This is a genomic window from Pseudomonas sp. LBUM1656 (assembly GCF_059716065.1).
The window spans coordinates 6,319,465-6,345,016 of sequence record NZ_CP166800.1 but is presented as its reverse complement, the minus strand read 5'-3'; the positions used below and the strand labels follow the sequence as shown (position 1 = coordinate 6,345,016).

At 59.9% G+C, this 25,552-nt stretch carries 18 protein-coding genes; 9 read left to right on the top strand and 9 right to left on the bottom strand.

Annotated features, from left to right (window positions below):
- Positions 1-12: 12 nt before the first annotated feature.
- From ACA072_RS28845 to aspA, 7 genes are all read right to left on the bottom strand, one after another.
- Positions 13-4,599 carry a dermonecrotic toxin domain-containing protein gene (locus ACA072_RS28845; protein WP_497622157.1) on the bottom strand — a complete coding sequence of 1,529 codons (4,587 nt, stop codon included), beginning with the start codon at positions 4,597-4,599 and terminating at the stop codon, positions 13-15.
- Between the two features lie 149 nt (positions 4,600-4,748).
- Positions 4,749-5,849: a polyamine ABC transporter substrate-binding protein gene (locus ACA072_RS28840; protein WP_497622155.1), complete on the bottom strand. Its 1,101-nt coding sequence runs from the start codon at positions 5,847-5,849 to the stop codon at positions 4,749-4,751.
- Positions 5,850-5,861: 12 nt separating this feature from the next.
- Positions 5,862-6,893 (bottom strand): histone deacetylase family protein, encoded by a 1,032-nt coding sequence (locus ACA072_RS28835; protein ID WP_497622153.1) that lies wholly within the window; start codon positions 6,891-6,893, stop codon positions 5,862-5,864.
- A 266-nt stretch (positions 6,894-7,159) separates the two neighbouring features.
- A complete protein-coding gene (locus tag ACA072_RS28830; protein ID WP_497622151.1) occupies positions 7,160-8,155 on the bottom strand; it encodes an AraC family transcriptional regulator in 996 nt (331 codons plus the stop codon).
- 163 nt (positions 8,156-8,318) lie between these two features.
- On the bottom strand, positions 8,319-9,323 hold the full coding sequence (locus ACA072_RS28825) for an asparaginase (protein ID WP_497622149.1): 1,005 nt from the start codon (positions 9,321-9,323) through the stop codon (positions 8,319-8,321).
- Positions 9,324-9,463: 140 nt separating this feature from the next.
- Positions 9,464-10,915, bottom strand: a complete 1,452-nt coding sequence (locus tag ACA072_RS28820) for an alanine/glycine:cation symporter family protein (protein ID WP_462029293.1) — start codon at positions 10,913-10,915, stop codon at positions 9,464-9,466.
- Between the two features lie 497 nt (positions 10,916-11,412).
- Positions 11,413-12,837 carry an aspartate ammonia-lyase gene (aspA, locus tag ACA072_RS28815; protein ID WP_033059267.1) on the bottom strand — a complete coding sequence of 475 codons (1,425 nt, stop codon included), beginning with the start codon at positions 12,835-12,837 and terminating at the stop codon, positions 11,413-11,415.
- A gap of 180 nt (positions 12,838-13,017) precedes the next feature.
- On the opposite strand from aspA, the gene ACA072_RS28810 reads away from it, so the two are divergent.
- The 5 genes from ACA072_RS28810 to ACA072_RS28790 all read left to right on the top strand — a co-directional run bounded on the left by ACA072_RS28810 (position 13,018) and on the right by ACA072_RS28790 (position 16,833).
- A complete protein-coding gene (locus ACA072_RS28810; RefSeq protein WP_219094670.1) occupies positions 13,018-13,935 on the top strand; it encodes a LysR substrate-binding domain-containing protein in 918 nt (305 codons plus the stop codon).
- Positions 13,936-14,265: 330 nt separating this feature from the next.
- Entirely contained in the window at positions 14,266-14,757 is a 492-nt protein-coding gene (gene purE, locus ACA072_RS28805; RefSeq protein ID WP_008150032.1) for a 5-(carboxyamino)imidazole ribonucleotide mutase, read from the top strand.
- Between the two features lie 11 nt (positions 14,758-14,768).
- Positions 14,769-15,851: a 5-(carboxyamino)imidazole ribonucleotide synthase gene (locus ACA072_RS28800; protein WP_497622146.1), complete on the top strand. Its 1,083-nt coding sequence runs from the start codon at positions 14,769-14,771 to the stop codon at positions 15,849-15,851.
- 111 nt (positions 15,852-15,962) lie between these two features.
- Entirely contained in the window at positions 15,963-16,208 is a 246-nt protein-coding gene (locus ACA072_RS28795; RefSeq protein ID WP_131058957.1) for a GlsB/YeaQ/YmgE family stress response membrane protein, read from the top strand.
- 88 nt (positions 16,209-16,296) lie between these two features.
- Positions 16,297-16,833, top strand: a complete 537-nt coding sequence (locus ACA072_RS28790; RefSeq protein ID WP_109626811.1) for a DUF3299 domain-containing protein — start codon at positions 16,297-16,299, stop codon at positions 16,831-16,833.
- Positions 16,834-16,958: 125 nt separating this feature from the next.
- Here ACA072_RS28790 and ACA072_RS28785 read toward each other — a convergent pair whose 3' ends face one another.
- Positions 16,959-17,858, bottom strand: a complete 900-nt coding sequence (locus ACA072_RS28785) for a D-hexose-6-phosphate mutarotase (RefSeq protein ID WP_497622143.1) — start codon at positions 17,856-17,858, stop codon at positions 16,959-16,961.
- Positions 17,859-17,915: 57 nt separating this feature from the next.
- A complete protein-coding gene (locus ACA072_RS28780; RefSeq protein ID WP_007896491.1) occupies positions 17,916-18,320 on the bottom strand; it encodes an acyl-CoA thioesterase in 405 nt (134 codons plus the stop codon).
- 383 nt (positions 18,321-18,703) lie between these two features.
- On the opposite strand from ACA072_RS28780, the gene ACA072_RS28775 reads away from it, so the two are divergent.
- The 4 genes from ACA072_RS28775 (at position 18,704) to pstA (ending at position 25,419) form a co-directional block, all read left to right on the top strand.
- The gene (locus ACA072_RS28775) at positions 18,704-20,002 is read left to right on the top strand and encodes an MFS transporter (protein WP_497622141.1); all 1,299 of its coding nucleotides are present in this window, start codon (positions 18,704-18,706) and stop codon (positions 20,000-20,002) included.
- A 234-nt stretch (positions 20,003-20,236) separates the two neighbouring features.
- Positions 20,237-21,235, top strand: coding sequence for a phosphate ABC transporter substrate-binding protein PstS family protein (locus tag ACA072_RS28770; protein ID WP_497449496.1), 999 nt, complete (start codon positions 20,237-20,239; stop codon positions 21,233-21,235).
- A gap of 464 nt (positions 21,236-21,699) precedes the next feature.
- Entirely contained in the window at positions 21,700-23,733 is a 2,034-nt protein-coding gene (locus tag ACA072_RS28765) for an ABC transporter permease subunit (protein ID WP_497625053.1), read from the top strand.
- Between the two features lie 15 nt (positions 23,734-23,748).
- Positions 23,749-25,419 (top strand): phosphate ABC transporter permease PstA, encoded by a 1,671-nt coding sequence (pstA, locus tag ACA072_RS28760; protein ID WP_497622139.1) that lies wholly within the window; start codon positions 23,749-23,751, stop codon positions 25,417-25,419.
- Positions 25,420-25,552: the final 133 nt, after the last annotated feature.

Genomic DNA, 25,552 nt, shown 5'->3' with positions numbered 1-25,552 from the left:
ACAATGTAAGGCTTACGGCCCTGATACCGGGGCCGACGCTTTTGCGAAAAACAGGGTGGTCGCCAGTTGCGGACTGATTTCGCTGCGGTAGATCGAAATCGCCTGGAGATCGTCGTTCGTGTTGCGAGCCTCGGATGCGCCCCCCAGCAGCCGTTGCTGTACGGTTTTCAGGTGCGCCGCGGTATAGGTATGAGCAGGCGATGCGGGCTCTGAATAGTGGAAGTGGGCATACCACAGAACTTTTTGGGTACCGTGATCACGGATCTCGTATTCCTCGAGGTAGTCTCTTTTACGGCTTTTGAGCAATCGGCGGCCGGCGTTCTTGACGATGTCGACCTGATCTTCGCCCTGCAGCCAGCGGACCCGCTCCGCCGTCGGCGGCTGTAGTTTGGTCATGCTGATTCGCGTCGCGCGTCCCTGGCTGTAGAGTTTGGTCGCCCCATCGTTCAACTGCTTGGCCAGTGTGACGGTGGACCCCGGACCACTTTCGGTGGAATTACTGGCGGTCAGCGCGTTGTCGATTGCGCTGGCGGTCTCCTGCAATCGATGGGCGTGCTGATGAAACATTTCCTCTATTTCCACGGGTATTCGTCCCGCGCCTTTTGAATGGGCTTCCATTCGGCGAATGAACGCCTCCAGCCCGTCCAGCAATGCCTGGCCGTGGATCGTGCTTGCACCCAAGTCGGGTCGGACGACGACGTGGGAAACCGGTTTCGGCGTCACTCTTTCAACCCAGACACCCGGGGACTTCTCATGAAAAGTCGAGATGACTTGACCGGTCAACGCCGAGGTCACGTCGATCAGTTCTGACCCAGGCGTCACGGAGTCGGCGCGTAGCTGGCCCACCACCGTGCCTTTGTAACGGGTCTTGATGATTCGCTTGGCGGGAGCGGTAGGCTGACGGGAAGGGCCAGGCTGCGGTTCCAGTGCCTGGCGCTCCCGCAGCAAGCTCGCCAGATGCTTCACGGTGCGTTGTTGAAAGCCGGCGATACGTTGGCGCATCAAATCGAGGGGGGGTTGCAGGAACTGACCGGGAAACTCGGTGGGCAGATCGACGATGCGCTGGTCGGTAAGCGTGAGTTGCTCCACCAGATCGCTGAGCCCATCGATCCGCTCCGGTAACCGCCGTACCTCTTCGTCAGCGGCCAGGTCCAGTGAGGCCTGAATGGCAAGGGCGGCGTTCTCCACTACGTTCTCCAGCGCCGGGCGGGCCTCAGGCTCGGTCGCAGCGCTGAGGTCGAGGCACAACTCCTGCCCCAGTGTGATCTGGAACAGTTTGAGGTCCTGTAATTCGAACGACGGCATATGAGCCTTGACGTCGCGGATCACTTCAACACCTTCTTTGCCGAGCAGGTTCAATTGCTCGAAGCGCGAACGTGCAAACTCGATTTTGTTGATGTAGCTTCCAGTCAAATCGCTCATGAACTGATGGGTTTGCCGAGCGGTCAGGACGTTTTCCGTTGGCGGGTTGTCGAGAAGATCGATGGAAAGGCGCATTTGATTGCCGAAAACCGGCTGCTGGTGATCGAACCATTTTTGCAGCAGCGAAAGCTGGAAATCCAGGCGGCTGATCATCGCTTTTCGGTAATTGGGAATGGCCTCGCGAGCATTGAAGGCTTTCATCTGCTCCATGTTGGCGCTGATGAACGACATCTGCTGGTCGAGCATCTCAAGGTACAAGCGGCGATGGGTATCGGTGGCGGTTGTCGCCTGCGCGTTTTTTTCCGCTTCCTTGAGTTCGGTCTCGCGGCTTTTGGTTTGGCTTTCGAACGCGATCATTTGTTGTTTCAGTTCAGCCTGGCGCTGCTGGTTTTGTTGTTCCAGGCGTTTTTTCTCCTTGCCCCCGGCCCGAAGCCTCAGCCGAGTATCGATGAACCACTCACCCCTGGCGTTCTTGATCAGCAGCGGTCCGGTGCGTGTGGGAGAACGGCGTGAGTCAATGATCTGCACATCGTTGTTGTCGTTGAGGGTGACTTCGAACCATCGCTGGCCCACCTTCGCATACCATTTTCCATTGAGTGACCTGAGGTGTTGGTGAGGGCCGGGCTCGCTGGAAGCGACGGCCATTCCTTTGGGTTCGGCGATGGCCAGTTCATCAAGCAAGACGCCCAAGGACGTAGGCGGCAGCGTAGCGATGGCGTGCAGGGATGACTCATGGGACGGCGGAAGCTGATTGAGATCAGGTAGATGGGTGATCGTGATTTTATGGGCTGGCTTGCTTTCGGGGACCAGGGATGGCGGCTCGACCTTCTCGGGTAACGGCGAGACGGGTTTATGGCGAGTGGCAGCCTGATGGGCCAGCACCATGCCGAGCATCAACAGCAGATCGGTCAGGGCAGACCAGGCGAGTTGGCTGTCGTCGTTCTCTTCGGCATCGGTAATGTCCTGCAAGTCGTCCATAATCTGCCAGACCCACGCGGCCACCCCGGCGGTGCGACCGAGAAAGGGCAGCGCGACATTGAACAACATCCATGTGCCTTGCTTGAGTGTTGCCCAGCGAGCTTGCGCATTGGACACCGATTGGCGGTCAGCCAGGGTAATCATTGCGTTGGCGTTGGCTTTGAACAGGGTCGCCAGTGGCACGTCATCAAGGGCTGTCGCACTGAGCGTCACCGTGCCCATCCTGCCCAAGGCTGAAGTGGTATCTACCAGCAATTGGGTCAGCGTCCAGAACGAAGGCAACTCACCCGAAAACACATACTGGGAATAATTGAAGCGCACATCGTCTGACAGCCAGGCCAGGATCGATTGGCGAAGGGTTTTTTCGTGCTTGATCGCATACAGCAGATTGGCCTCGCTGGGGTACTGCGTCAGCGAGGGGGAGAGCAATGGCCGGTAGAGCAGACACGGGCCTTTATCGATGAGCCGCGGACCGATGACGAACATGTTGGCGACTTCATCGCCTTTGCTGTCGGCGGAATCACCGGTAATAAAAGCCAACGGTCGAATGACGATCTCCTGTCCGTTCACCCAGCGATCGGCTGCGTTTTCCTGCATGGCAGCATTAACGTATTGATACCCGTGTTCATCAATCCCGGCCTCGTCGCGCATCTTGTGCTGCAGCGCCTGCAAAGGTAACTGGACGCGCAGGTGGCGGGTGTAAAGACCCTGGCGGCGCAACGTTTCACGCGGATCTTCAAGCAGCTTGTGCTTGATCAACGCCGGGAAAACAGCACCGATATCGACCTGCGTGACGAGTTTTTCCAGGTAGGCGGGGGTCATCCACGCAGGCACCGCGTCGCCGTTTTTGTAGCTCACCGTCTTGTTGCCCAGTGGAACGGCAATCAGGTTTTGCAGCGCCAGGTCGATCAGCGACAGCGTGGTGGTTTGCGTCTTGCCCGGTACCACGACAGCGCCCAGCACCACGACGCTGGTGATGTTGATTTCAATGTCTTGCAGATCCAGGTCCGAGGCCGTTGGATGATCCTTGATCATCTGCTCCCGCAGGGTTTGCAGCGCAAATTGCGGCAGTGACGAGATGCCTTCATCGAAGGTTTTTCCAGCGTCCTGTTCCCGCAACTGCGCCAGGTCCATCAAGTGTCGGCTGTAACGGGTAAGGTCCGCCGACGAGGCGTCTTTCAACCAGCCTGTCAGTAACCCCTGAACCTTGCTGAAGCGCGACGACGGCAGGGCTTCGAATTCGGTGAAGCTTTTTGCGGCGGCGCTGATTTGTGGTGAAAGACTCGTAAAGGAAGCACGTTGAAACGTATTGAATGTTCCGATGGCCTCGGCTTCGAGTGCTATCAGGGCGCAGGCCTGATGGTGAAAGAAATTACCCTCGGGTTCATACAGACGCCATTGCAGTGTCAGCTCGACGCTTGACGTGCCAGGCTGGGCGAACAACGTTTTACCCAGTGCTTCAACAGAGTCGTAGCGCTTGAACCCTTCGGCAATCGAATGCGTCAGCACCAGGGTACGCGCACCCAACGTGCCCACGAACACGGCGATATCCAGAACGCGCAGATGTTCGGCCACCGTGTTTTCAATGCGATCGGTATCGATCAGGCAGGCCTTGGTCAGGTACTTGTCCTGTAATCGTCGCATTGCGCGATCCGGATGATTGAACACGGCTCGGGCCATCGCTTTTTGATCCGCATCCCAGTTTGAGGCCTCATCCAGGTTCCAGATGTCTTGCAGCGATTGCGACAGCGAATGCCAGCGCGGGGTCGAAGGGCTTGTCTCCTGGTTCCAGAAATCAAGCTGCTGTTGCTGATAGGCGATGAACAGCTGCGGCGCGAGCGTGTTGAGCAGGCATCCGATGGCATTGATTTTCACCGGCAGATGAGCCTGCGGTTCAGCGCCCGGTTGCAGGGTCAGGAAATGTTCGCCATCGATGAGCGTCACCGTCGATCCCGACAATCCAAGGCGCACCAGCACATCGGTGAGTGATTCATACACATTGCGGCCGGGCACGACCTCGGTGCCGGTATCGACCCAGGTCGGGGTGACGACCGTGGCGAGTGTCGGATCAATCTTCAACTGCGGATACAGTGCGTTGAGCGCAGGACTCAATGCGCTTGCTGCAACCTCTCTGATCGTGGGGCCGGTGACCAGTTGGGTCAGTACCTCTTCTGCACTCGGGGCAACGGTTTCGGGCATGGTCGTCTCCTGACTGAGAGCGCGCCGACATTGATTGCGCAGCGCTGGATCAGGGGAAGGTATCGGGCGTCCGAGCGTGCCTGGCGGTACATATATATCGCAGGCAAAAAAAGACCCGCGAGTGCGGGTCTTTGATTTCAGCCGTTGTTTCAGGTACCGGACTTGATCTTGGTCCAGGCTCGCGTGCGCGCACGTTCGGCATCACGCGGCAATGGTTGCAGGGTGTACAGCGTACCCATCGCCGTTTCGGTCGGGTACAGGTTCGGGTTGTTGCGGATCGCCGGGTCGACCAGTTCCGTGGCGTCCTTGTTCGGGTTCGGGTAGCCGACGAAGTCGCTGACTGGCGCGATCACCTTGGGTTGCAACAGGTAGTTGATGAAGGTGTAGGCGTCTTCCGGGTTCTTCGCGCCTTTCGGAATCGCGAGCATGTCGAACCAGATCGGCGCGCCTTCTTTTGGCAGGCGCATGTCGACGATCACACCATTCTTGGCTTCCTTGGCGCGGTTGGCGGCTTGCGAGAAGCTGCCGGAATAACCGACCGCGACGCAGATGTCGCCGTTGGCAATGTCGGCCATGTATTTGGAGGAGTGGAAGTAGGTGATGTACGGCCGGATTTTCATCAACAGCGCTTCAGCCTTTTCGTAGTCCGCCGGCTTCTTGCTGTTGGGGTCCAGACCGAGGTGTTGCAGCGCCAGCGGCAGGATCTCCGACGGCGAGTCGAGCAAGGCGACGCCGCACTGCTTGAGCTTGCTGATGTTCTCTTCCTTGAAGATCAGGTCCCAGCTGTCCACCGGCGCATTGTCGCCGAGGGCGGCCTTGACCTTGTCCGGGTTGAAGCCGATCAGGATGGTGCCGTACATGTACGGCACGGCGAATTTGTTGCCCGGATCGTTGCCTTCGAGCAGCTTCATCAACTTCGGATCGAGGTGGTTCCAGTTCGGCAGTTTGCTGCGGTCCAGCGGCTGGAACACGCCGGCTTCGATCTGCTTGGCGAGGAACACATTGGACGGCACTACCACGTCATAGCCGGAGTTGCCGGTCAGCAGCTTGGCTTCCAGTGCTTCGTTGGTGTCGAAGATGTCGTAGACCAGTTTGGTCTGGGGGTTCTGCGCCTTGAAATCTTCCAGCGCCTTGGGCGTGATGTAGTCGAACCAGTTGTAGACGCGCAACGTTCGCTCTTCAGCGTGGGCGGCGCCACCGAGCACCGTGGCGCATAGCGCCGGTGCAATAAAACGCTTGAGTCTGTTCATTGTTCTAATTCCTCATTGGGCGCTTTCAAAACCTTCGAGAACGTTCACGGCGTTGATGCCGATTTCTTCCACCGCGTAACCGCCTTCCATCACGAACAGCGTTGGTTTTCCGAGCTTCGCGATGCGCGCGCCCATGGCCAGGTAATCCGGGCTGTCGAGCTTGAATTGGGAGATCGGATCGTCCTTGAACGTGTCGACGCCCAGGGAGACGACAACGATGTCGGCGCCGTATTGCTCGATCTCGTTGCAGGCTTCATCCAGAGCGGCACTCCAGCTGTCCCAGCCGCTGCCGGCCGGCAAAGGGTAGTTGAAGTTGAAGCCTTCGCCCGGGCCTTCACCCAGCTCGTCTTCATAGCCGAGGAAGAACGGGAATTCGGCTTCCGGATGGCCGTGGATCGAGGTGAACAGCACGTCGCTGCGTTCGTAGAAAATCGACTGAGTGCCGTTGCCGTGGTGGTAGTCGACGTCGAGGATCGCGACTTTTTTGTGGCCCTGATCAAGGAACGCCTGAGCGGCGATGGCGGCGTTGTTGAGGTAGCAATAACCGCCCATCAAATCGCTGGCGGCGTGGTGTCCGGGCGGACGGCACAGGGCGAAGGCACTGCGGGCGCCGCGCTGGATGGCGGCTTGCGCGGTGAGGGCCACTTGCGCTGCACTGTATGCCGCTTGCCAGGTGCCGGCGGTGATCGGTGCGCCGCCGTCGAAGCTGTAATAGCCGAGCTGGCCGTGCAGGCTGGTGGGGATGATCCGGCGCAGGGTGCGGGCCGGCCAGGTGTAGGGCAGCAAGTCGCCGTCGGTATTGAACTCGGTCCAGCGTGCCCAGGCACCTTTGAAGAAGTTCAGGTAGTCGCCGCTGTGGATGCGTGCGATCGGGTCCAGGCCGAAATCCTGCGGCGCTTCGACCGGGCCGAGATTTTGCGTTTGCACACGTTGCAGCACATGGTCGGCACGTGAGGGCATTTCGAAGCAGGGCATCAGTTGCCCGTCCATCAATTCACAACGGCCGTGGTGCAGGTGGTGATCGTCCGAGTAGATCGTCAGCATTTCTTGTTCTCCGCAGGCTGATTCGGTTGAACACAGTCTTGCGGGAGGCGGCGTTCGGGAGAACGGCAGGAAAGGCCAAAAGGGGATCGATATGGCCAAAAGGTTTGACCGGAATTCGCCCTTTTTTGGCGCGTCGGTGGTTCAGCATTGGGCGTGAAATGCAAAATCCTGTGGGAGCGGGCTTGCTCGCGAAGGCGATGTGTCAGTCAAATCAATGTCAACTGATACGCCGCCCTCGCGAGCAAGCCCGCTCCCACAGTGGGAAATCAGTGTGGTCTGAACTGGCTCGGCGCGACACCGCTCCAGCGCACAAACGCATGGCGGAAGCTTGCGGTTTCGCTGAAGCCCAGCGCTTCGGCGATCCGGTAGATCGGCAGCTGATCTTCGCAAAGCATCTGCTTGGCCTGCTCGAAGCGCAGTTCGTCGAGCAATTCCTGATAACTGCACCCCAGGTCCTTGAGATGGCGACGTAACGTGCGCGCCGAGCAATTCATCTGTAACGCCAGACCGTCCAGCCCCGGCGCCGCATGCAGTTGCGCACGGAGCAACTCTCGAATCCGCCCCAGCCACGCCTGACGCCCGGTGAATTCGGTGTTCTGCTTGCGGCAGCGTTCGACCATGGCTTGATGGGTGATGACATCGGCAAGTGGCAAAGGCTGGTCGAGCCAGCGCTTATCGAAAGCAAAGGCGTTATCCCGCGCGTCGAAGTGCAATGGGCAGTTGAAGTGTTCGGCGTAGGTCGCCTGGTAGTCCGGCGCCGCATGTTCCAGACGCGCCGCGAGTAAGGGCAGCGGGTGCCCGAGCAGGTCATCGCAAATGACTTTTAGCGACACCAGACAGAACTCGGCATTGAACACCGCCAGCGCCGGGTTCTCCCGATAATCGGCGGCCACGAACCAGATACGCTCGCCGTCCTCTTCCAGGCTTAGCTCGAAAAGTGTTCCCAACAGCGCCGGATAACGCATCGCCAACCGCAAAGCGTCACCGAAGGTGGCACAGGTGAGCAGTGCATAACCGAGCATGCCATAGGACGAAACGTGCATCCGCCGGCCCAGTTCCAGGCCGATATCACGCTTGAGCGCGACGGCGTTGGCGCAGACCTGCATCTCCTGGTTGGTGGTGATGCGCGTGTCCGCCCGGCTCAGATCCGTCGCGCTGATGCCACTTCCCGCCAGCAGCGCTTCGCTGGACAAGCCTTCGGCCTTGAAAGTGTTGAGCACCAGGGAGACGGCGTTGAGGGTGGTGAGGTGGGAGTGGAGCATGGGATGTTCCAGCCTTGGGATGCTGGAACGGCAGCAAGTTGTGTGCCCATTGAAGATCCTTGTGGGAGCGGGCTTGCTCGCGAAAGCGGTGTGTCGGTCACATCGATGTTGGATGTGCCGCCGTCTTCGCGAGCAAGCCCGCTCCCACAGGTTTAGTGTGGGGTCAGCTGAGTTCGCCGCAGAGGTCGAGTTCGACCAGGCGCCGCACTTCAGCAGTGTCGAGCCCGGCACCCAGCAATCCATGCAACTTGCCGAACGCCGCCTCACGGGTCATGCCGCCACCCGAAAGCACACCAACTCCACGCAATCGGCTGCCGGCCTCATACACATCCAGCTCGACACCACCTTCGTGGCACTGCGTAACCGCCACAATCACAACACCCTTGTCCCGCGCCCGTTCCAGACTGACGAGAAACTCAGGGTTATCGCTCGGCCCGGTGCCGCTGCCGTAGCACTCCAGTACCAAGCCTTGAATGCCGCTGTTCAGCAGGCCATCAAGTTGCTCGGCACCGATGCCTGGAAATAACGGCAGCACCGCGACTTTGGCCAGTTGCTTACTCTGGCTGTAGTTCAATTGAGCTGGCAGCGAAGTGGCCTTCATGCCACCGCCCTGGCGCTCCAGCCGCTTGAACGGGTGACGGCCGAAGCTGCGAACCTTCGCGCAACGGGTCGGATCCAGCAGTTCGCCGTGGAAGTACAGGTGAACACCCGGTGCCAGGCCATGGCCCAGCGCAACCAGCGCACCGCTGAGGTTTTCCCAGGCATCGCTGTCGGTGACGCCGGCCGGCAGCATGGAACCGGTGAACACCACGCGGGCCTGCAGGCCGAGCAATTGAAAACTCATTGCGGCGGCGCTGTAGGCGAGGGTGTCGGTGCCGTGCAGGATCAGCACGCTGTCGCAGCCCTGCACATCAACGGCATCGACCACCGCCTCACGCAGTTGCTGCCAATACGCCGGGCTCATGTTGGCGCTGTCGATCAGCGGCGACATCTCGCGAAAGCGCCACTGTGGCACTGCGAGTTCAGGTTGGCTGTGCAGGTATTCGCGCATCCGCGCTTCGAAACCGGACGCCGGGGCCAGGCCGTTGGCGCTGGCCTGCATACCGATGGTGCCGCCGGTGTAGAGCACCATGACGTGCTGAGCGGCAGGGTAGGTCGAGGAATTCATGGAGACTCTCCGAGAACGATGACTTCCCTGTGGGAGCGGGCTTGCTCGCGAAGAGGTCGTGTCAGTCGATAGTGATGTCGACTGATAGACCGCTTTCGCGAGCAAGCCCGCTCCCACAAGGGGTTTCGCATTTTAACCGATCAGCGTTGCGCTGCGGGTACGCCTTGCGGCTCAGCTTCGGCTTTGGGAGCGGCGGCTGGCGGATTGGCTGGCCAGGCTTTCAGATCCAGGTCCAGATCCGGGAACTTGCTCGAATCGAACACCGGCGTCTTGATCCCGGCAGCGCGCTGGTCGTCGTAGTCACGCAGGATGCGCATGCCGACCTTGAACAGCAGGAACAGCGCGATCAGGTTCACGAACGCCAGCAGGGTCATGGTGATGTCGGCGAAGGCGAACACTGTGCCCAGGTTCTCGATTGCACCCCAGAAGATCAACACCAGCACCAGCGCACGGTAGCCGATCAGCGCCTTGCGGTTTTCACCGATCAGGAAGCGCAGGTTGCTCTCGCCCAGGTAGTAGTTGTAGAGGATCGAGGTGAACACGAACAACGACAGGGCTACGGAGATAAAGCTCCGGCCCCAGTCACCGACCACGGCAGCCAGGGAGTTCTGGGTCAGGGCAATGCCGTCGCCTTCGAAGCCCGGGGTGTAGAAGCCCGAGAGCAGGATCAGCAATGCGGTGCAGGTGCAGATCACGAAGGTGTCGAGGAACACGCTGAACGCCTGAACCACGCCCTGTGCCACCGGGTGCTCGACCGACGCTACGGCTGCCACGTTTGGCGCACTGCCCAGGCCCGCTTCGTTGGCGAACACGCCACGCTTCACGCCCATGACAATGGCGCTGCCAATCAGGCCGCCGAAGGCTTGATCCAGACCGAAAGCGCTTTTCACGATGGTCATCAACATCGCCGGTACGTGGTCGAATTGCAGCACGATCACATAAATGGTCACGCCGATGTACACCAGGGTTTTGACCGGCACCAGCAGGTCCGCGACCTTGGCAATACGCTTGATCCCGCCGATGAACACCATGCCCAGCAACACTGCCAGGGCCAGGCCCGTGTAGGTGGTGTCGAGGCCGAACGCGTTGTTCAGCGAGTGGGTTACGGCGTGGGCTTGCAGGCCGTTAAAGGCGAAGCCGAAGGTCACCAGCAACAGGAACGCCATGACCATACCCAACCAGCGCTTCTGCAGGCCGTGCTGGATGTAGTAAGACGGGCCGCCACGGTAGGTGCCGTCGGCATCCGTACGTTTGTAGAGCTGACCAAGGGAGCATTCGAAGAAGCTGCTGGACATGCCGACCAGTGCGGTCACCCACATCCAGAACACCGCACCTGGCCCACCGAGGGTCACGGCGATGCCGACACCGGCGATATTCCCCGCGCCGACACGGCCGGCGAGACTGAGCATCAAGGCCTGGAACGAACTGAGTTGCCCGGCGCTGCTTTTCAGGCTGTCGCGGAACACCGCGAACATGTGGAAGAAGTGGCGCAATTGAACGAAACGCGAGCGGATCGTGAAGTAGCTACCGAGCCCGACAATGAGCACGATCAGTACTTTCCCTGAGAGGAAGTCGTTAATGACTTCGAGCATGGATTATTCCTCGCTGTTTTTTGTTTAGGCAAATGCTGGGCAGGTAGAAACATCGCGTTACACCGGAGTGCACATGGCACAACAGTGAGGCGAGTGTTCGTCCCGGGCCCATATCGCAGGTTTGTTATTAGTTCGGGTTTCGCATGGGTTTGGGCCTCGTTACCGACGACCGCTCACGCGAAGAGGGGCGGCACTATACCTAGGAGAGTGCCGTCCGTCTGCACGGTTGTGGTGCATTCGGTGTAACTAAGCTTTGAAACACCTGACCCTGTGGAGGTCCGGTTCATGTGGGAGCGGGCTTGCCCGCGATGCAGGCACCGCGGTTATCAGGAACTCCGCGTTATCGTTCATCGCGGGCAAGCCCGCTCCCACAGGTTCTGCGTTGTTGCAAAACGAGTTAAAAAAAAGGGCTTGGGGAATAAATCCCCAAGCCCTCAAAAGGTGAGAGGTGTCTAGTCCCTCGACCTGGTGAGCGGTGCTACAAGTAACGCGTCGGATCAGGCTTTAAGCGGAACCAGACGCGGAGCAATCATGTTTTCCGGGCGCAGGATGTCGGCGAGCATTTCGTCGTCGAGCAAGCCTTCTTCGCGCACCAGTTCCAGCACGCCGCGGCCGCTTTCCAGCGCGATACGGGCAATGCGGGTGGCGTTTTCATAGCCGATGTACGGGTTCAGCGCGGTGACCAGGCCGATCGAGTGCTCGACCAGTTCACGGCAGCGCTCTTCGTTGGCGGTGATGCCGACGATGCAGTGCTCGCGCAGCATGTCCATGGCGCGTTGCAGCAGGCGGATCGAGTCGAAGATCTTGAACGCGATCAGCGGCTCCATCACGTTCAGTTGCAACTGGCCGCCTTCGGCCGCGATGGTCAGGGCCAGGTCGTTGCCGATGATCTGGAACGCCACTTGGTTCACGGCTTCCGGGATAACCGGGTTGACCTTGCCGGGCATGATCGAGCTGCCTGGCTGACGCGCCGGCAGGTTGATTTCGTTGATGCCGGTGCGTGGGCCGCTGGACAGCAGGCGCAAGTCGTTGCAGATCTTCGACAGCTTGACTGCGGTACGCTTGAGCATGCCGGAGAACAGCACGAAGGCGCCCATGTCGGAGGTGGCTTCGATCAGGTCGGCCGCCGGAACCAGCGGTTGACCGCTGATCAGTGCCAGACGCTCGACAGCCAGGTGCTGGTAACGCGGGTCGGCGTTGATGCCGGTGCCGATCGCGGTGCCGCCCAGGTTCACTTCGGTCAGCAGTTCAGGTGCCAGTGTTTTCAGGCGTGCCAGGTCTTCGCTCAGAGTGGTGGCGAAGGCGCGGAATTCCTGGCCCAGGGTCATCGGCACGGCGTCTTGCAGCTGGGTACGGCCCATCTTCAATACGTGGCTGAACTCGACACCCTTGGCAGCGAACGCCTGAATCAGGCTGTCGAGGCTGGCCAGCAGCGCGTCGTGACCCAGCAGCAGACCCAGGCGGATCGCGGTCGGGTAGGCGTCGTTGGTCGACTGCGCCATGTTCACGTCGTTGTTCGGGTGCAGGTATTGGTATTCGCCTTTCTGGTGACCCATGGCCTCCAGCGCGATGTTGGCGATGACTTCGTTGGCATTCATGTTGGTCGAAGTGCCAGCGCCGCCCTGAATCATGTCCACCACGAACTCTTCGTGGAAATCGCCGCGGATCAAACGTGCACAGGCTTCGCTGATGGCAGCGTGCTTGGCTTCGCTCAGGTGACCCAGTTCGCGGTTGGCGTCAGCGGCGGCCTGTTTGACCATCGCCAGACCGACCACCAGCTTCGGGTAATGCGAAATCGGAACGCCGGAGAGACGGAAGTTGTTCACCGCTCGCAGGGTCTGGATGCCGTAATACGCTTGAGCAGGTACTTCGAGTACGCCAAGCAGGTCTTTTTCTGTGCGGAAAGATGCAGCGGAGGACATGATAGAAATCATCTCGATAAGGACCCGGTCTGTGCCGGAACACTGCAAATGCTAGGCTTGTAGAGAATTTTCGGCCAATGCTGTTAAACACTGGCCTATGCACATTCGGCATAATGCCCATGTGACGCCGTGTGTGCGGCGAGCGTGTGACCTAAATTGGTGCGTGTCCGGGAGGACGTGATGAATCTGGAAAGTAAATGGCTCGAGGACTTCAGCGCCTTGGCCGCGACACGCAGCTTCTCCCAGGCTGCGGAACGACGCTTCGTGACTCAGCCGGCGTTCAGCCGCCGGATCCGCAGCCTTGAAGCCGCGCTGGGGCTGACGCTGGTCAATCGCTCACGCACGCCTGTTGAGCTGACAGCGGCGGGGCAGTTGTTTCTGGTGACTGCGCGGACCGTGGTCGAGCAGCTCGGCGAAGTACTGCGCCACCTTCATCATCTGGAAGGCGGGCAGGGCGAAGTGATGCAAGTGGCCGCCGCTCACTCATTGGCGCTGGGTTTCTTTCCGCGCTGGATCGCGCAGTTGCGTAACGAAGGCCTGAATATTGCCACGCGTTTGGTGGCGACCAACGTCGGCGACGCTGTGCATGCGCTGCGCGAAGGCGGCTGCGACTTGATGCTGGCGTTTTATGACCCGGACGCGGCCTTGCAGATGGACCCGGAAATCTTTCCGTCGCTGCACCTCGGCCACACCGAGATGCTGCCGGTGTGCGCGGCGGATGCCGACGGCAAGCCGCTGTTCGACCTTGAAGGCGAAGGCAGTGTGCCGCTGCTGGCCTACAGCGCCGGTGCGTTTCTCGGACGTTCGGTGAACATGTTGCTGCGCCAGCGTGCGCTGCGCTTTACCACCATCTATGAGACCGCCATGGCTGACAGCCTGAAAAGCATGGCGCTGGAGGGCCTGGGGATTGCCTGGGTGCCGCAGCTCAGCGTACGCGCCGAACTGGCGCGCGGTGAACTGGTGGTCTGCGGCGGCCCACAATGGCATGTGCCGCTGGAGATTCGTTTGTATCGCTGCGCGCTGGTGCGCAAGGCGAATGTGCGGTTGTTGTGGCGCAAGCTGGAAGGCGGCGCAGCGCAGGGCACAACCGGCTCCTGAGACTGATAGAGATGAAATGTGGGAGCGGGCTTGCTCGCGAAGGCGGTGGGGCAGTCGACATCAATGCTGCCTGACACACCGCCTTCGCGAGCAAGCCCGCTCCCACAGGGATTTGTGGTGTATTTGATTGACCTTCAGGTCAATAAAACCGGCACTTTGCGCCGTATGACAGATGGTCGTTTCGGGGGCTGTTTATCTGCTTCATTGAGGTATACTGCGCGGCCTTCGGCCGGTTCGTCCGGCCATAATTCGTACAATCAAGCCACGCATTTTGCGTGGCTTGTTGTTTTTTGACGCGCCTGCGGGCGCCCAGAGAGAAGAGGCACGACGATGAGTGCACTGGTTGGCGTGATCATGGGCTCCAAGTCCGATTGGTCCACCCTTAGCCACACCGCCGATATGCTGGAAAAGCTCGGCATTCCTTACGAGGTGAAAGTGGTCTCTGCCCACCGCACCCCGGACCTGCTGTTCCAGTACGCCGAAGAGGCCGAGGCGCGTGGCATCGAGGTGATCATCGCCGGTGCCGGTGGCGCGGCCCACTTGCCTGGCATGTGTGCGGCCAAGACCCACCTGCCGGTGCTGGGCGTTCCGGTGCAGTCGTCGATGCTCTCGGGCGTCGATTCGCTGCTCTCGATTGTGCAGATGCCCGCGGGCATCCCGGTTGCCACCCTGGCCATCGGCAAGGCCGGCGCGATCAACGCAGCCCTGCTGTCGGCGAGTATCCTCGGCGCCAAGCACCCGCAGTTCCACGCGGTGCTGAAAAAATTCCGCGCTGAGCAGACAGACAGCGTCCTGGAAAATCCAGACCCACGCATCGCCTGAGGTTGTTGACGATGAAGATCGGTGTAATCGGTGGCGGCCAGTTGGGTCGCATGTTGGCGTTGGCGGGCACTCCGCTGGGCATGAACTTCGCTTTCCTGGACCCGGCGCCGGATGCTTGCGCAGCCGCGTTGGGCGAACACCTGCGGGCCGATTATGGCGATCAGGATCACCTGCGTCAGCTGGCCGATGAAGTCGATCTGGTGACCTTCGAGTTCGAAAGCGTCCCGGCCGAAACCGTGGCGTTCCTGTCGCAATTCGTCCCGGTCTACCCGAGCGCCGAAGCCCTGCGCATCGCGCGTGATCGCTGGTTCGAGAAGAGCATGTTCAAGGACCTGGGGATTCCCACCCCGGCGTTCGCCGACATCCAGTCGCAAGCCGATCTGGACGCCGCCGTGGCATCCATCGGTCTGCCGGCCGTGCTGAAAACCCGCACCCTGGGTTATGACGGCAAGGGCCAGAAAGTCCTGCGCACACCGGAAGATGTGGTCGGCACCTTCGCCGAACTGGGTAGCGTGGCGTGTCTGCTGGAAGGTTTCGTGCCGTTCACTGGCGAAGTTTCGCTGATCGCCGTTCGGGCTCGCGATGGTGAGACGAAGTTCTACCCGCTGGTTCACAACACCCATGACAGCGGCATCCTCAAGCTGTCCGTGGCCAGCACCGATCACCCGCTGCAAGCACTGGCCGAAGACTACTCCAGCCGCGTGCTTAAACAGCTGGAATACGTCGGCGTGATGGCGTTCGAGTTCTTCGAAGTCGACGGTGGCCTCAAGGCCAACGAAATCGCCCCACGCGTGCACAACTCCGGGCACTGGACCACCGAAGGCGCCGAGTGCAGCCAGTTCGAAAACCACCTGCGGGCCGTTGCTGGGCTGCCGCTGGGTTCGACAGCCAAGGTTGGCGAGAGCGCGATGCTCAACTTCATCGGTAAAGTGCCGGAGACCGAGAAAGTCCTGGCCATCGCCGATTGCCATCTGCACCACTATGGCAAGGCGTTCAAGGTCGGCCGCAAGGTCGGTCATGCCAACCTGCGTTGTGCAAACCGCGAAACACTGGCCGCGCAGATCCTCAAGGTCGAAGCACTCATCGCCGAATAGACAGTTTCATGTGGCAGCGGCGGAACCATTCAAGGTCCGCCGTTCTCTCATGGCAGGATGCGAAAGTCTGACTAGGCTTTCGCATAGCCATCCAAATCAGAGGGAAATGCCATGGGAATTATCGGAACCATCTTTATCGGCTTGATCGTCGGCCTGCTGGCTCGGTTCCTGAAACCGGGCGATGACAGCATGGGCTGGATCATGACCATCCTGCTCGGTATCGGCGGTTCGCTGGCGGCCACTTACGGCGGTCAGGCTCTGGGCATCTATCGCGCGGGCGAAGGTGCAGGCTTCATCGGTGCGCTGGTCGGCGCGGTGGTGTTGCTGGTGATCTACGGCTTGATCAGAAAGAACTGATTCAAGCGACGAAAGTCCTCTCCGCGCCGCACGCGGGGAGGGCTAGAATGCTCGGCGTTACACCGTCCTTTCCTTACCGAGCACCTCCATGCGCCGTCTTTTTTTGACTCTCCTCCTGTTGGGCAGCGGTTTGGCCCACGCCGGCGAATTGCCGGAAACCGACTGGCTCGAACTGATGCCCAAGTCGGACCAGAAAGCCCTCGAGGCCATGCCCGAAATCGACCACAACTCTCCTGAAGGCGATGGCACCTTTACCGAAAAAGGTGGCATGAAGCAGAGCAAGGGCTTGCCGGCGGTGATGTATTCGACCAAGACCGTGCCGTCGATGAACGACAAGAACATTCGCATCGGTGGTTATCCGGTGCCGCTGGAGTCTGACGCCAAGGGCCGCAGCACGCTGTTCTTCCTCGTGCCGTACCCGGGCGCCTGCATCCACGTGCCGCCACCGCCACCGAATCAGTTGGTGCTGGTGCGTTATCCGAAAGGTTTGAAGCTGGATGACATCTACACGCCGCTATGGGTGACCGGCACGTTGAAGATCGAGAAGGTCAATAACGACCTGGCTGATGCGGCGTATGCGCTGGATGCGGCGAAGGTGCGGGTAGTGCAGGAATCAGATCTCTAAAAGGCACTCGAAATAACTGTGGGAGCCAGCCTGCTGGCGATAGCGGTGGGTCAGATACTTCCAAGTTGACTGACACGACGCCATCGCCAGCAGGCTGGCTCCCACATTTCGTATTGCGGTATGGTTTAGAGCGGTTTTGCGCCGACGCTGACACCCAGGGTATGACTCGCACCCGGCGCCAGTGTCACCACGTCATCCATCACATTCGCCGTCTCGATGCACAGCATCTTCTGCCAGCCATCGTCGGCCATGTCGCTGAACGCCGCCGCGCGTTCGATCCACGGGTTCCAGATCACTGCCGAGCGCGAACCACTGCTGGTCAGCTCGATGCGTCGTTCCCAGGCCGGGTCGACAATGCTCAGCTTCTGCGGAGGATTGAGGTAGATGCGATCAGTCTCGCCGGTAAAACGCAGTTCACCGGTTTGAGCCTTGGTTTTCCAGTCTTCCAGGGTTTCGATGTAGCTCAAGCCATCCAGCCCTTCGACATGCACATTGCGCACATCACTGACCGCGAAATAACTGTGCAGTGCCTGGCTGATGGTGACTTTATCAGTGCCCTGGTTGTGGCTGGTCAGGCTGATGTGCAATTGCTCATCCAGACGAATGCTCAGCTTCAAATCGACCTGATGCGGCCAGCCCGCAAAGCCGCCTTCGGGGTAGGGCAGGACGAATTCCACCTTCAGGCTTTCACCTTCGGCTTCGATACCGCCCAGTTCCCAATCCATCGCCCGGACAAAACCGTGGGCGGTCGGCGGTTCGTTGCTGACGCGCATCGCCTGGACGCTCTGCGGGTTGCGCGGGAAATTGCCGAACCACGGCCAGCACACCGGCACACCGGCACGGATGCTCTTGCCGGTCTTGAACACGGCCTCGTCGTTAAGCCAGATCACCGGCGGTTGGCCGGCCACTTGATAACTGAGGATGTGCGCGCCTTGCTGGGCTACCAGCAATTCGGCCTGACCGTGGCGGATCCGCCAGCAGTTCAGTTCATCCAGTTTCACGGCTTCAACGTTGGGCGTGCTCATGGGGCAACTCTCGATCAGGAACAATGACTGCAATGGACCGCAGAAAGGTCGCGGTGTTTAACGCGCGCGCGGAGGAACCGAGCGAGTACGGCCGCTGCCATCGATCGCGACAAACACAAACACAGCTTCAGTCACTTTACGCCACTCGCTGGACAGCGGATCGTCGCTCCACACTTCGACCATCATCTGAATCGAGCTGCGGCCGATTTCCAGTGCCTGGGTATAGAAGGAGAGCTGAGCGCCCACCGCCACCGGCACCAGGAACGCCATGCGATCAATCGCCACGGTCGCCACGCGTCCGCCAGCGACTTTGCTGGCCATTGCGGTACCGGCCAAATCCATCTGTGCCACCAGCCAGCCGCCGAAAATATCGCCGAAGCCGTTGGTTTCACGCGGAAGTGCGGTGATTTGCAGGGCCAGGTCGCCTTGCGGGATTGGATCTTCTTGTTCGAGCTCTATCATGCCGGGGGTGCCTCTGACCCGTGACTCATCGTAGGTGTAGCGGGGTGAATAGCCGTCTCAAGGAAAAACGATTCAGCCCGAACATACTACGTTCGTCACGTTTTTCGTAAGGCGTCTAAAGGGAAACTCTGCGAAAGCGACTGAACCACGCAATTACCTTGCCTGACAGCCAGCGCGTTTTCGCACAGCAACCCCTTACAAATGCCGCAATGCAGCGAGTATATCGATCGGTAGACTCCGAGACGACCGCCCGGTTCTCATTTTGACCGTCAAATACGCACCTCTATGTGCTTTTTCGAACAATTTGCTATCGTGCCGGACCTGCCCAAGCCTCAGCCAGCGTTGTTGGGGTTGCAGATCCGACTATAAGAGAAGCCCTTGCCATGACCACAGCGCCCTCTAGCATCGCGCAGCCGACCCAGCCCGCACGCCCGTTAACCCGTAGCGACTACAAGACGTTATCGCTGTCTGCCCTGGGCGGCGCGCTGGAGTTCTACGACTTCATCATCTTCGTGTTCTTCGCCACGGTGGTGGGCAAACTGTTCTTCCCGGCGGACATGCCCGAGTGGCTGCGCCTGATGCAGACGTTCGGCATCTTCGCCGCCGGCTACCTCGCCCGTCCGTTGGGCGGCATTGTCATGGCGCACTTCGGCGACCTGTTGGGGCGCAAGAAGATGTTCACCCTGAGCATTTTCATGATGGCGGTGCCGACCCTGATCATGGGCTTGCTGCCAACCTATGCGCAGATCGGCATGTGGGCACCGATCCTGTTGCTGCTGATGCGGGTGATTCAAGGCGCTGCGATTGGCGGTGAAGTGCCGGGCGCGTGGGTATTCGTTTCCGAACACGTCCCTGCGCGTCATATCGGTTATGCCTGCGGCACCCTGACGAGCGGTCTGACGGCTGGCATCCTCTTGGGTTCATTGGTCGCCACCGCGATCAACAGCATTTACACCCCGGTAGAAGTGTCCGATTACGCCTGGCGGATCCCGTTCCTGCTGGGCGGCGTGTTCGGTTTGTTCTCGGTCTATCTGCGCCGCTGGTTGCACGAGACCCCTGTGTTCGCCGAGCTGCAACTGCGCAAAGCACTGGCTGAGGAAGTGCCGCTGCGCGCTGTGTTGCGTGACCATCGCGGTGCGATCCTGATTTCCATGCTGCTGACCTGGCTGCTGTCCGCCGGCATCATCGTGGTCATTCTGATGACCCCGACCGTGCTGCAGACCGTTTACCACTTCTCGCCGACCACGGCGCTGCAGGCCAACAGCCTGGCGATTGTGTTCCTGAGTTTTGGCTGCGTGGCGTCCGGTGCTTTGGCTGACCGTTTCGGGGCTGGCCGGATCTTCGTGTTCGGCAGCGCTTTGTTGCTGCTCAGTTCGTGGACTTTCTACCACAGCCTGTTCAATCACCCGGACTGGCTGTTCCCGATGTACGCCTTGACCGGTTTCCTGGTCGGGACCATTGGTGCAGTGCCGTATGTGATGGTCAAAGCCTTCCCGGCGGTGGTGCGCTTTAGCGGGTTGTCGTTCTCTTACAACCTGGCTTATGCGATTTTTGGCGGCTTGACGCCAATGGTGGTGACGCTTCTGTTGAAGGAAAGCCCGATGGGGCCTGCGTATTACGTGGCGATCATTTGTGGAGTAGGGATCCTTGTGGGTGCATACCTCTGGAAGAAGGGTCGCTGAATCAGTAACTGATCGTTCCCACGCTCTGCGTGGGAATGCATCCCGTGACGCTCCGCGTCACATCTCACAGCGGACGCAGAGCGTCCATGGCGGCATTCCCACGCAGAGCGTGGGAACGATCTGTCACTAGATGCTGGCCTTTCATCCAATTGTCATATTTCAGCCATAGAGTGTTCACACGGCCTGCTGATACTTGGCCCCGACTTAACACACCCTATCTGCTAGGAGTAAGGCATGAAACTGAAGCGTTTGATGGCGGCAATGACTTTTGTCGCTGCTGGCGTTGCGACTGCCAACGCGGTTGCCGCTGTTGACCCTGCTATCCCGAGCTACACCAAGACCACTGGTGTGTCGGGCAACCTGTCCAGCGTCGGCTCCGATACCCTGGCCAACCTCATGACCCTGTGGGCTGAGAACTACAAAAAAGAATACCCGAACGTAAATATCCAGATTCAGGCCGCCGGTTCCTCGACCGCGCCACCTGCGCTGACTGAAGGCACCGCTAACCTGGGCCCGATGAGCCGCAAGATGAAGGACAACGAGCTGCAGGCCTTTGAAACCAAATATGGCTACAAGCCAACCGCTATTCCGGTTGCCGTGGATGCCTTGGCTGTGTTCGTGCACAAAGACAACCCGATCCAGCACATGACCATGGAACAAGTTGACGCGATCTTCTCGTCCACTCGTCTGTGCGGCGCTAAAACCGACGTGAAAACCTGGGGTGACCTGGGTGTGACCGGCGACCTGGCGAACAAGCCGGTTCAGCTGTTCGGTCGTAACTCGGTTTCCGGCACCTATGGCTACTTCAAAGAAGAAGCCCTGTGCAAAGGTGACTACAAGCCAAACGTCAACGAACAACCAGGTTCGGCTTCGGTCGTACAGTCGATCAGCTCCTCGCTGAACGGCGTTGGTTACTCGGGTATCGGCTACAAGACCGCTAGCGTGAAAACGGTAGCTCTGGCCAAGAAAGGCAGCACCGAGTTCATCGAAGACACCGAAGAAAACGCCCTGAACGGCAAGTACCCGCTGTCGCGCTTCCTCTACGTTTACGTCAACAAAGCCCCGAACAAGCCTCTGGCCCCGCTGGAAGCTGAGTTCGTGAAGCTGATTCTGTCCAAACAGGGTCAGGAAGTAGTAGTGAAAGACGGCTACATCCCACTGCCGGCCAAGGTTGCTGCCAAAGCACTGGCTGACCTGGGTCTGCAGGAAGGCGGCAGCGTAGCAAAAAAGTAAAACCCTAGGTTCGGGGTAAACCCGGACCTGTAGGAGCCGGCTTGCTGGCGATCCTGTCGACTCGGTCTGACAGGTTCACCACGGTGATGCCATGGCCAGCAAGCCGGCTACTACACCCCCAAATTTCCGGTCCACTGCCAGTTCCCGCTGGCGGCGGATTTGTTGCGTCACTGCATTGTCATCTTTCTGTCATACAGGATCGCTAGGGTGTGCGCATGAATGATCTGGCCAATTCCACCATGACTACTAATCCCCCCAAGCGAATTGATTTCAATACGCCTGAGCTGCAACGCAAGCGCCGCATCCGCGCGCTCAAGGATCGCCTGACCCGCTGGTACGTTCTCGTGGGCGGCCTGGCCGTTCTCGGTGCGATCACGCTGATCTTTTTCTTCCTCGCCTACGTCGTCTTCCCCCTGTTCCAGGGTGCCGATCTGACTGCCAAGGACTCCATCACGCCCGCCTGGATGCAAGACGCCGGCAAGCCTCTGATGATCTCTCTGGAAGAGCAGAACCAGGTCGCCATGCGGGTTTCCGACAAGGGCCAGGCGTTGTTCTTCGACATCGACAGTGGCGCCGAACTCAAGCGCGTTGATCTGCCGATCCCGGCCGGCACCACAGTCACCTCCATCGGTGAAGACCAGCCCGGTCACCCACTGGTGGCGGTCGGCTTGTCCAACGGTCAGGCGCTGGTGTTCCGTCACACGTATAAAGTCAGCTACCCGGACGGCAAGAAGACCATCTCGCCAGCCGTCGAATACCCGTACGGCGAAACTCCGATCGCGCTGAACGAAGCGGGCGGGGCGCTGGAACACGTCAGCCTCAACGCCACCGACACCACCCTGATGCTGGTCGGCTCCACCGGTTCGCAACTCAATGTGCTCTCGCTCACCAGCGAAGAAAACATGATGACCGGCGAAATCACCAACGAGCAGAAGCGCATCGATCTGCCGCAAATGACCGAACCGGTGAAGAACATCTTCGTCGATCCGCGTCAGCAATGGCTGTACGTGATCAACGGCCGCGCCCAGGCCGACGTCTTCAGCCTGCGCGACAAGAGCCTCAACGGTCGCTACAAACTGCTTGAAAACGGCGATGCGGAAATTACCGCCAGTACGCAATTGGTCGGCGGCATCTCGCTGATCCTCGGCGATTCCAAGGGCGGTCTGGCGCAATGGTTCATGGCCCGCGACCCGGATGGCGAGCAGCGTCTGAAGCAGATCCGCACGTTCCAGATGGGCACCACGCCAATCGTTGAAATCACCGCCGAAGAGCGTCGCAAAGGCTTCATCGCCCTCGACGCCTCCGGCAAGCTCGGCGTGTTTCACAGCACCGCCCACCGCACCTTGCTGGTGGATCAGGTGGTCGATGGCCAAGGCATCTTCGGCCTGTCGCCACGGGCCAACCGAGTGATCGTCGAAGCGGGTGGCAAGATTCAACCGCTGCTGCTCGACAACCCGCACCCGGAAGTGTCGTGGAGCGCGTTGTGGAGCAAGGTCTGGTACGAGAACTACGACGAGCCTAAATACGTCTGGCAATCGACCGCCGCCAACACCGATTTCGAACCGAAGCTGAGCTTGTCTCCGCTGACCTTCGGTACTTTGAAAGCCGCGTTCTACGCCATGCTGCTGGCCGCGCCTCTGGCCGTTGCCGCCGCGATCTACACCGCGTACTTCATGGCCCCGGGCATGCGCCGCAAGGTCAAACCGGTGATCGAGCTGATGGAAGCAATGCCGACGGTGATCCTCGGTTTCTTCGCTGGCCTGTTCCTCGCACCGTATGTGGAAGGGCATTTGCCGGGCATCTTCAGCCTGCTGATGCTCCTGCCGATCGGCATCCTGGTGGCCGGTTTCGTCTTCAGCCGCCTGCCTGAGTCCATCCGCCTGAAAGTGCCGGACGGCTGGGAAAGCGCGATCCTGATCCCGGTGATCCTGTTTGTGGGCTGGCTCTCGCTGTACATGAGTCCGTACATGGAAACCTGGTTCTTCGGCGGCGACATGCGCATGTGGATCTCCCACGACCTGGGCATCACCTACGACCAGCGCAACGCTCTGGTGGTCGGTCTGGCCATGGGCTTCGCGGTCATCCCGAACATCTACTCCATCGCCGAAGACGCCGTGTTCAGCGTGCCTCGCGGCCTGACCCTCGGTTCCCTGGCCCTCGGCGCCACGCCGTGGCAGACCATGACCCGCGTGGTGATCCTCACCGCCAGCCCGGGCATTTTCTCGGCACTGATGATCGGCATGGGCCGCGCGGTCGGTGAAACCATGATCGTGCTGATGGCCACCGGTAACACCCCGGTCATGGAAATGAACCTGTTCGAAGGTCTGCGAACGCTGGCCGCCAACGTCGCGGTGGAAATGCCCGAATCGGAAGTCGGCGGCAGCCACTACCGCGTGCTGTTCCTCTCGGCGCTGGTGCTGCTGCTGTTCACCTTCGTCATGAACACCCTCGCGGAACTGATTCGTCAGCGTCTGCGCAAGAAATACTCGTCGCTTTAAGAAAGGTAGAAGTCTGTGAAACAGAACTCCCTGAATGGATGGTTCAAGAGCGGCGCCCCAGGCGTCTGGATCAGCGGTGGCGCGGTGTCCATCGCGGTCATCATGACCATTGGCTTGCTGGCGGTGATTGCCGTGCGCGGTCTGGGTCACTTCTGGCCGGCGGATTTGATTCACGCCAGCTACGACGTGCCGGGCCAGGCCAATCACCTGGTCATCGGCGAAATCGTGCAGAAAGAAGAAGTGCCGCGCGAGCGACTGAAAAGCGCTGGCCTGCCGGTGCCCGATCAGGGCCCGGAGTTCATGACCCGGGAGCTGATCAAGGTCGGCAACCGTGACCTGAACGGCAACGACTTCACCTGGATCGTCGGCGAGTGGCTGACCAACCAGAAGACGCCGCCGGAGCTGATGGCCATCGAGCGCCGCGAGTGGGGCAATTTCTACGGCTACCTGGTCAACGTCAAACAGGAAGGCAAGGTTATTGCTGAAGGCGAAGCCGCGTGGCCTGAGTTGCAGGCTCGTGTCGCCCGCGTCAACGAACTCGCCGCACAGCTCAAGACCCTTGAAAAAGTCGACATCGGTGCGATCAACGCCGGCCTCGAACGCATCCGCCTGCACGGTCGCAAGCTGGAACTGGCCGGCAAGCTCGATGCCGCCGCACAAGCGGACATGGAATCCGAGCGCGCCGAGCTGAACGCACGTTATCAGGACATCGAAGCACGTCTTGCCGACCTGCACGCCCAGTTCAACCGCGACAGCCTGACTGCCCGCGATGCGAACGGCAAAGAGATCGTGATCGACATCGGCAAAGTGGTTCACGCCTATCAGCCGAACGCCATGGGCACCTTCACCAAGATCGGCTTCTACTTCAGCAAGGTCTGGGAATTCCTCAGCGATGATCCGCGTGAAGCGAACACCGAAGGCGGGATCTTCCCGGCGATTTTCGGCACCGTGATGATGACCCTGATCATGGCGATGATCGTGACGCCGTTCGGCGTACTGGCGGCGGTTTACCTGCGTGAATACGCCAAGCAGAACGCGCTGACCCGGATTATCCGCATCGCGGTGAACAACCTGGCAGGCGTTCCAGCCATCGTTTACGGCGTGTTCGGCCTGGGCTTCTTCGTCTATGTACTCGGCGGCTCGGTTGACCGGTTGTTCTTCCCTGAAGCGTTGCCGGCACCGACCTTCGGTACGCCGGGTCTGCTCTGGGCGTCCCTGACCCTGGCACTGCTGGCGGTGCCGGTGGTGATTGTGGCCACAGAAGAAGGCCTGGCGCGGATTCCCCGCACCGTACGTGAAGGCTCGTTGGCACTTGGCGCGACCAAGGCTGAAACCTTGTGGAAGATCGTGCTGCCGATGGCCAGCCCGGCCATGATGACCGGCATGATCCTCGCCGTGGCTCGCGCCGCCGGTGAAGTGGCGCCGTTGATGCTGGTGGGTGTGGTGAAACTGGCGCCGTCGCTGCCACTGGATGGCAACTACCCGTACCTTCACCTGGACCAGAAGATCATGCACTTGGGCTTCCACATCTATGACGTCGGCTTCCAGAGCCCGAACGTAGAGGCCGCGCGACCGCTGGTTTACGCCACGGCGCTGCTGCTGGTGCTGGTGATCGCGACATTGAACCTGTCGGCCGTTTATATCCGTAACCATCTGCGCGAAAAATACAAAGCATTGGATAGTTAATAGGTCGGCGCGGACCTTGTGGGAGCGGGCTTGCTCGCGAAAGCGATCTGTCAGTCACATCTTTGCTGGATGTGCCGACGTCTTCGCGAGCAAGCCCGCTCCCACACTGGACCGCGTCCACCGGAACATTTAT

Bases quoted from the DNA above. Each gene is read 5' to 3' on its own strand.
- ACA072_RS28845 (WP_497622157.1), bottom strand. From the start codon at position 4,599: ATGCCCGAAACCGTTGCCCCGAGTGCAGAAGAGGTACTGACCCAACTG.
- ACA072_RS28840 (WP_497622155.1), bottom strand. From the start codon at position 5,849: ATGAACAGACTCAAGCGTTTTATTGCACCGGCGCTATGCGCCACGGTG.
- ACA072_RS28835 (WP_497622153.1), bottom strand. From the start codon at position 6,893: ATGCTGACGATCTACTCGGACGATCACCACCTGCACCACGGCCGTTGT.
- ACA072_RS28830 (WP_497622151.1), bottom strand. From the start codon at position 8,155: ATGCTCCACTCCCACCTCACCACCCTCAACGCCGTCTCCCTGGTGCTC.
- ACA072_RS28825 (WP_497622149.1), bottom strand. From the start codon at position 9,323: ATGAATTCCTCGACCTACCCTGCCGCTCAGCACGTCATGGTGCTCTAC.
- ACA072_RS28820 (WP_462029293.1), bottom strand. From the start codon at position 10,915: ATGCTCGAAGTCATTAACGACTTCCTCTCAGGGAAAGTACTGATCGTG.
- aspA (WP_033059267.1), bottom strand. From the start codon at position 12,837: ATGTCCTCCGCTGCATCTTTCCGCACAGAAAAAGACCTGCTTGGCGTA.
- ACA072_RS28810 (WP_219094670.1), top strand. From the start codon at position 13,018: ATGAATCTGGAAAGTAAATGGCTCGAGGACTTCAGCGCCTTGGCCGCG.
- purE (WP_008150032.1), top strand. From the start codon at position 14,266: ATGAGTGCACTGGTTGGCGTGATCATGGGCTCCAAGTCCGATTGGTCC.
- ACA072_RS28800 (WP_497622146.1), top strand. From the start codon at position 14,769: ATGAAGATCGGTGTAATCGGTGGCGGCCAGTTGGGTCGCATGTTGGCG.
- ACA072_RS28795 (WP_131058957.1), top strand. From the start codon at position 15,963: ATGGGAATTATCGGAACCATCTTTATCGGCTTGATCGTCGGCCTGCTG.
- ACA072_RS28790 (WP_109626811.1), top strand. From the start codon at position 16,297: ATGCGCCGTCTTTTTTTGACTCTCCTCCTGTTGGGCAGCGGTTTGGCC.
- ACA072_RS28785 (WP_497622143.1), bottom strand. From the start codon at position 17,858: ATGAGCACGCCCAACGTTGAAGCCGTGAAACTGGATGAACTGAACTGC.
- ACA072_RS28780 (WP_007896491.1), bottom strand. From the start codon at position 18,320: ATGATAGAGCTCGAACAAGAAGATCCAATCCCGCAAGGCGACCTGGCC.
- ACA072_RS28775 (WP_497622141.1), top strand. From the start codon at position 18,704: ATGACCACAGCGCCCTCTAGCATCGCGCAGCCGACCCAGCCCGCACGC.
- ACA072_RS28770 (WP_497449496.1), top strand. From the start codon at position 20,237: ATGAAACTGAAGCGTTTGATGGCGGCAATGACTTTTGTCGCTGCTGGC.
- ACA072_RS28765 (WP_497625053.1), top strand. From the start codon at position 21,700: ATGCAAGACGCCGGCAAGCCTCTGATGATCTCTCTGGAAGAGCAGAAC.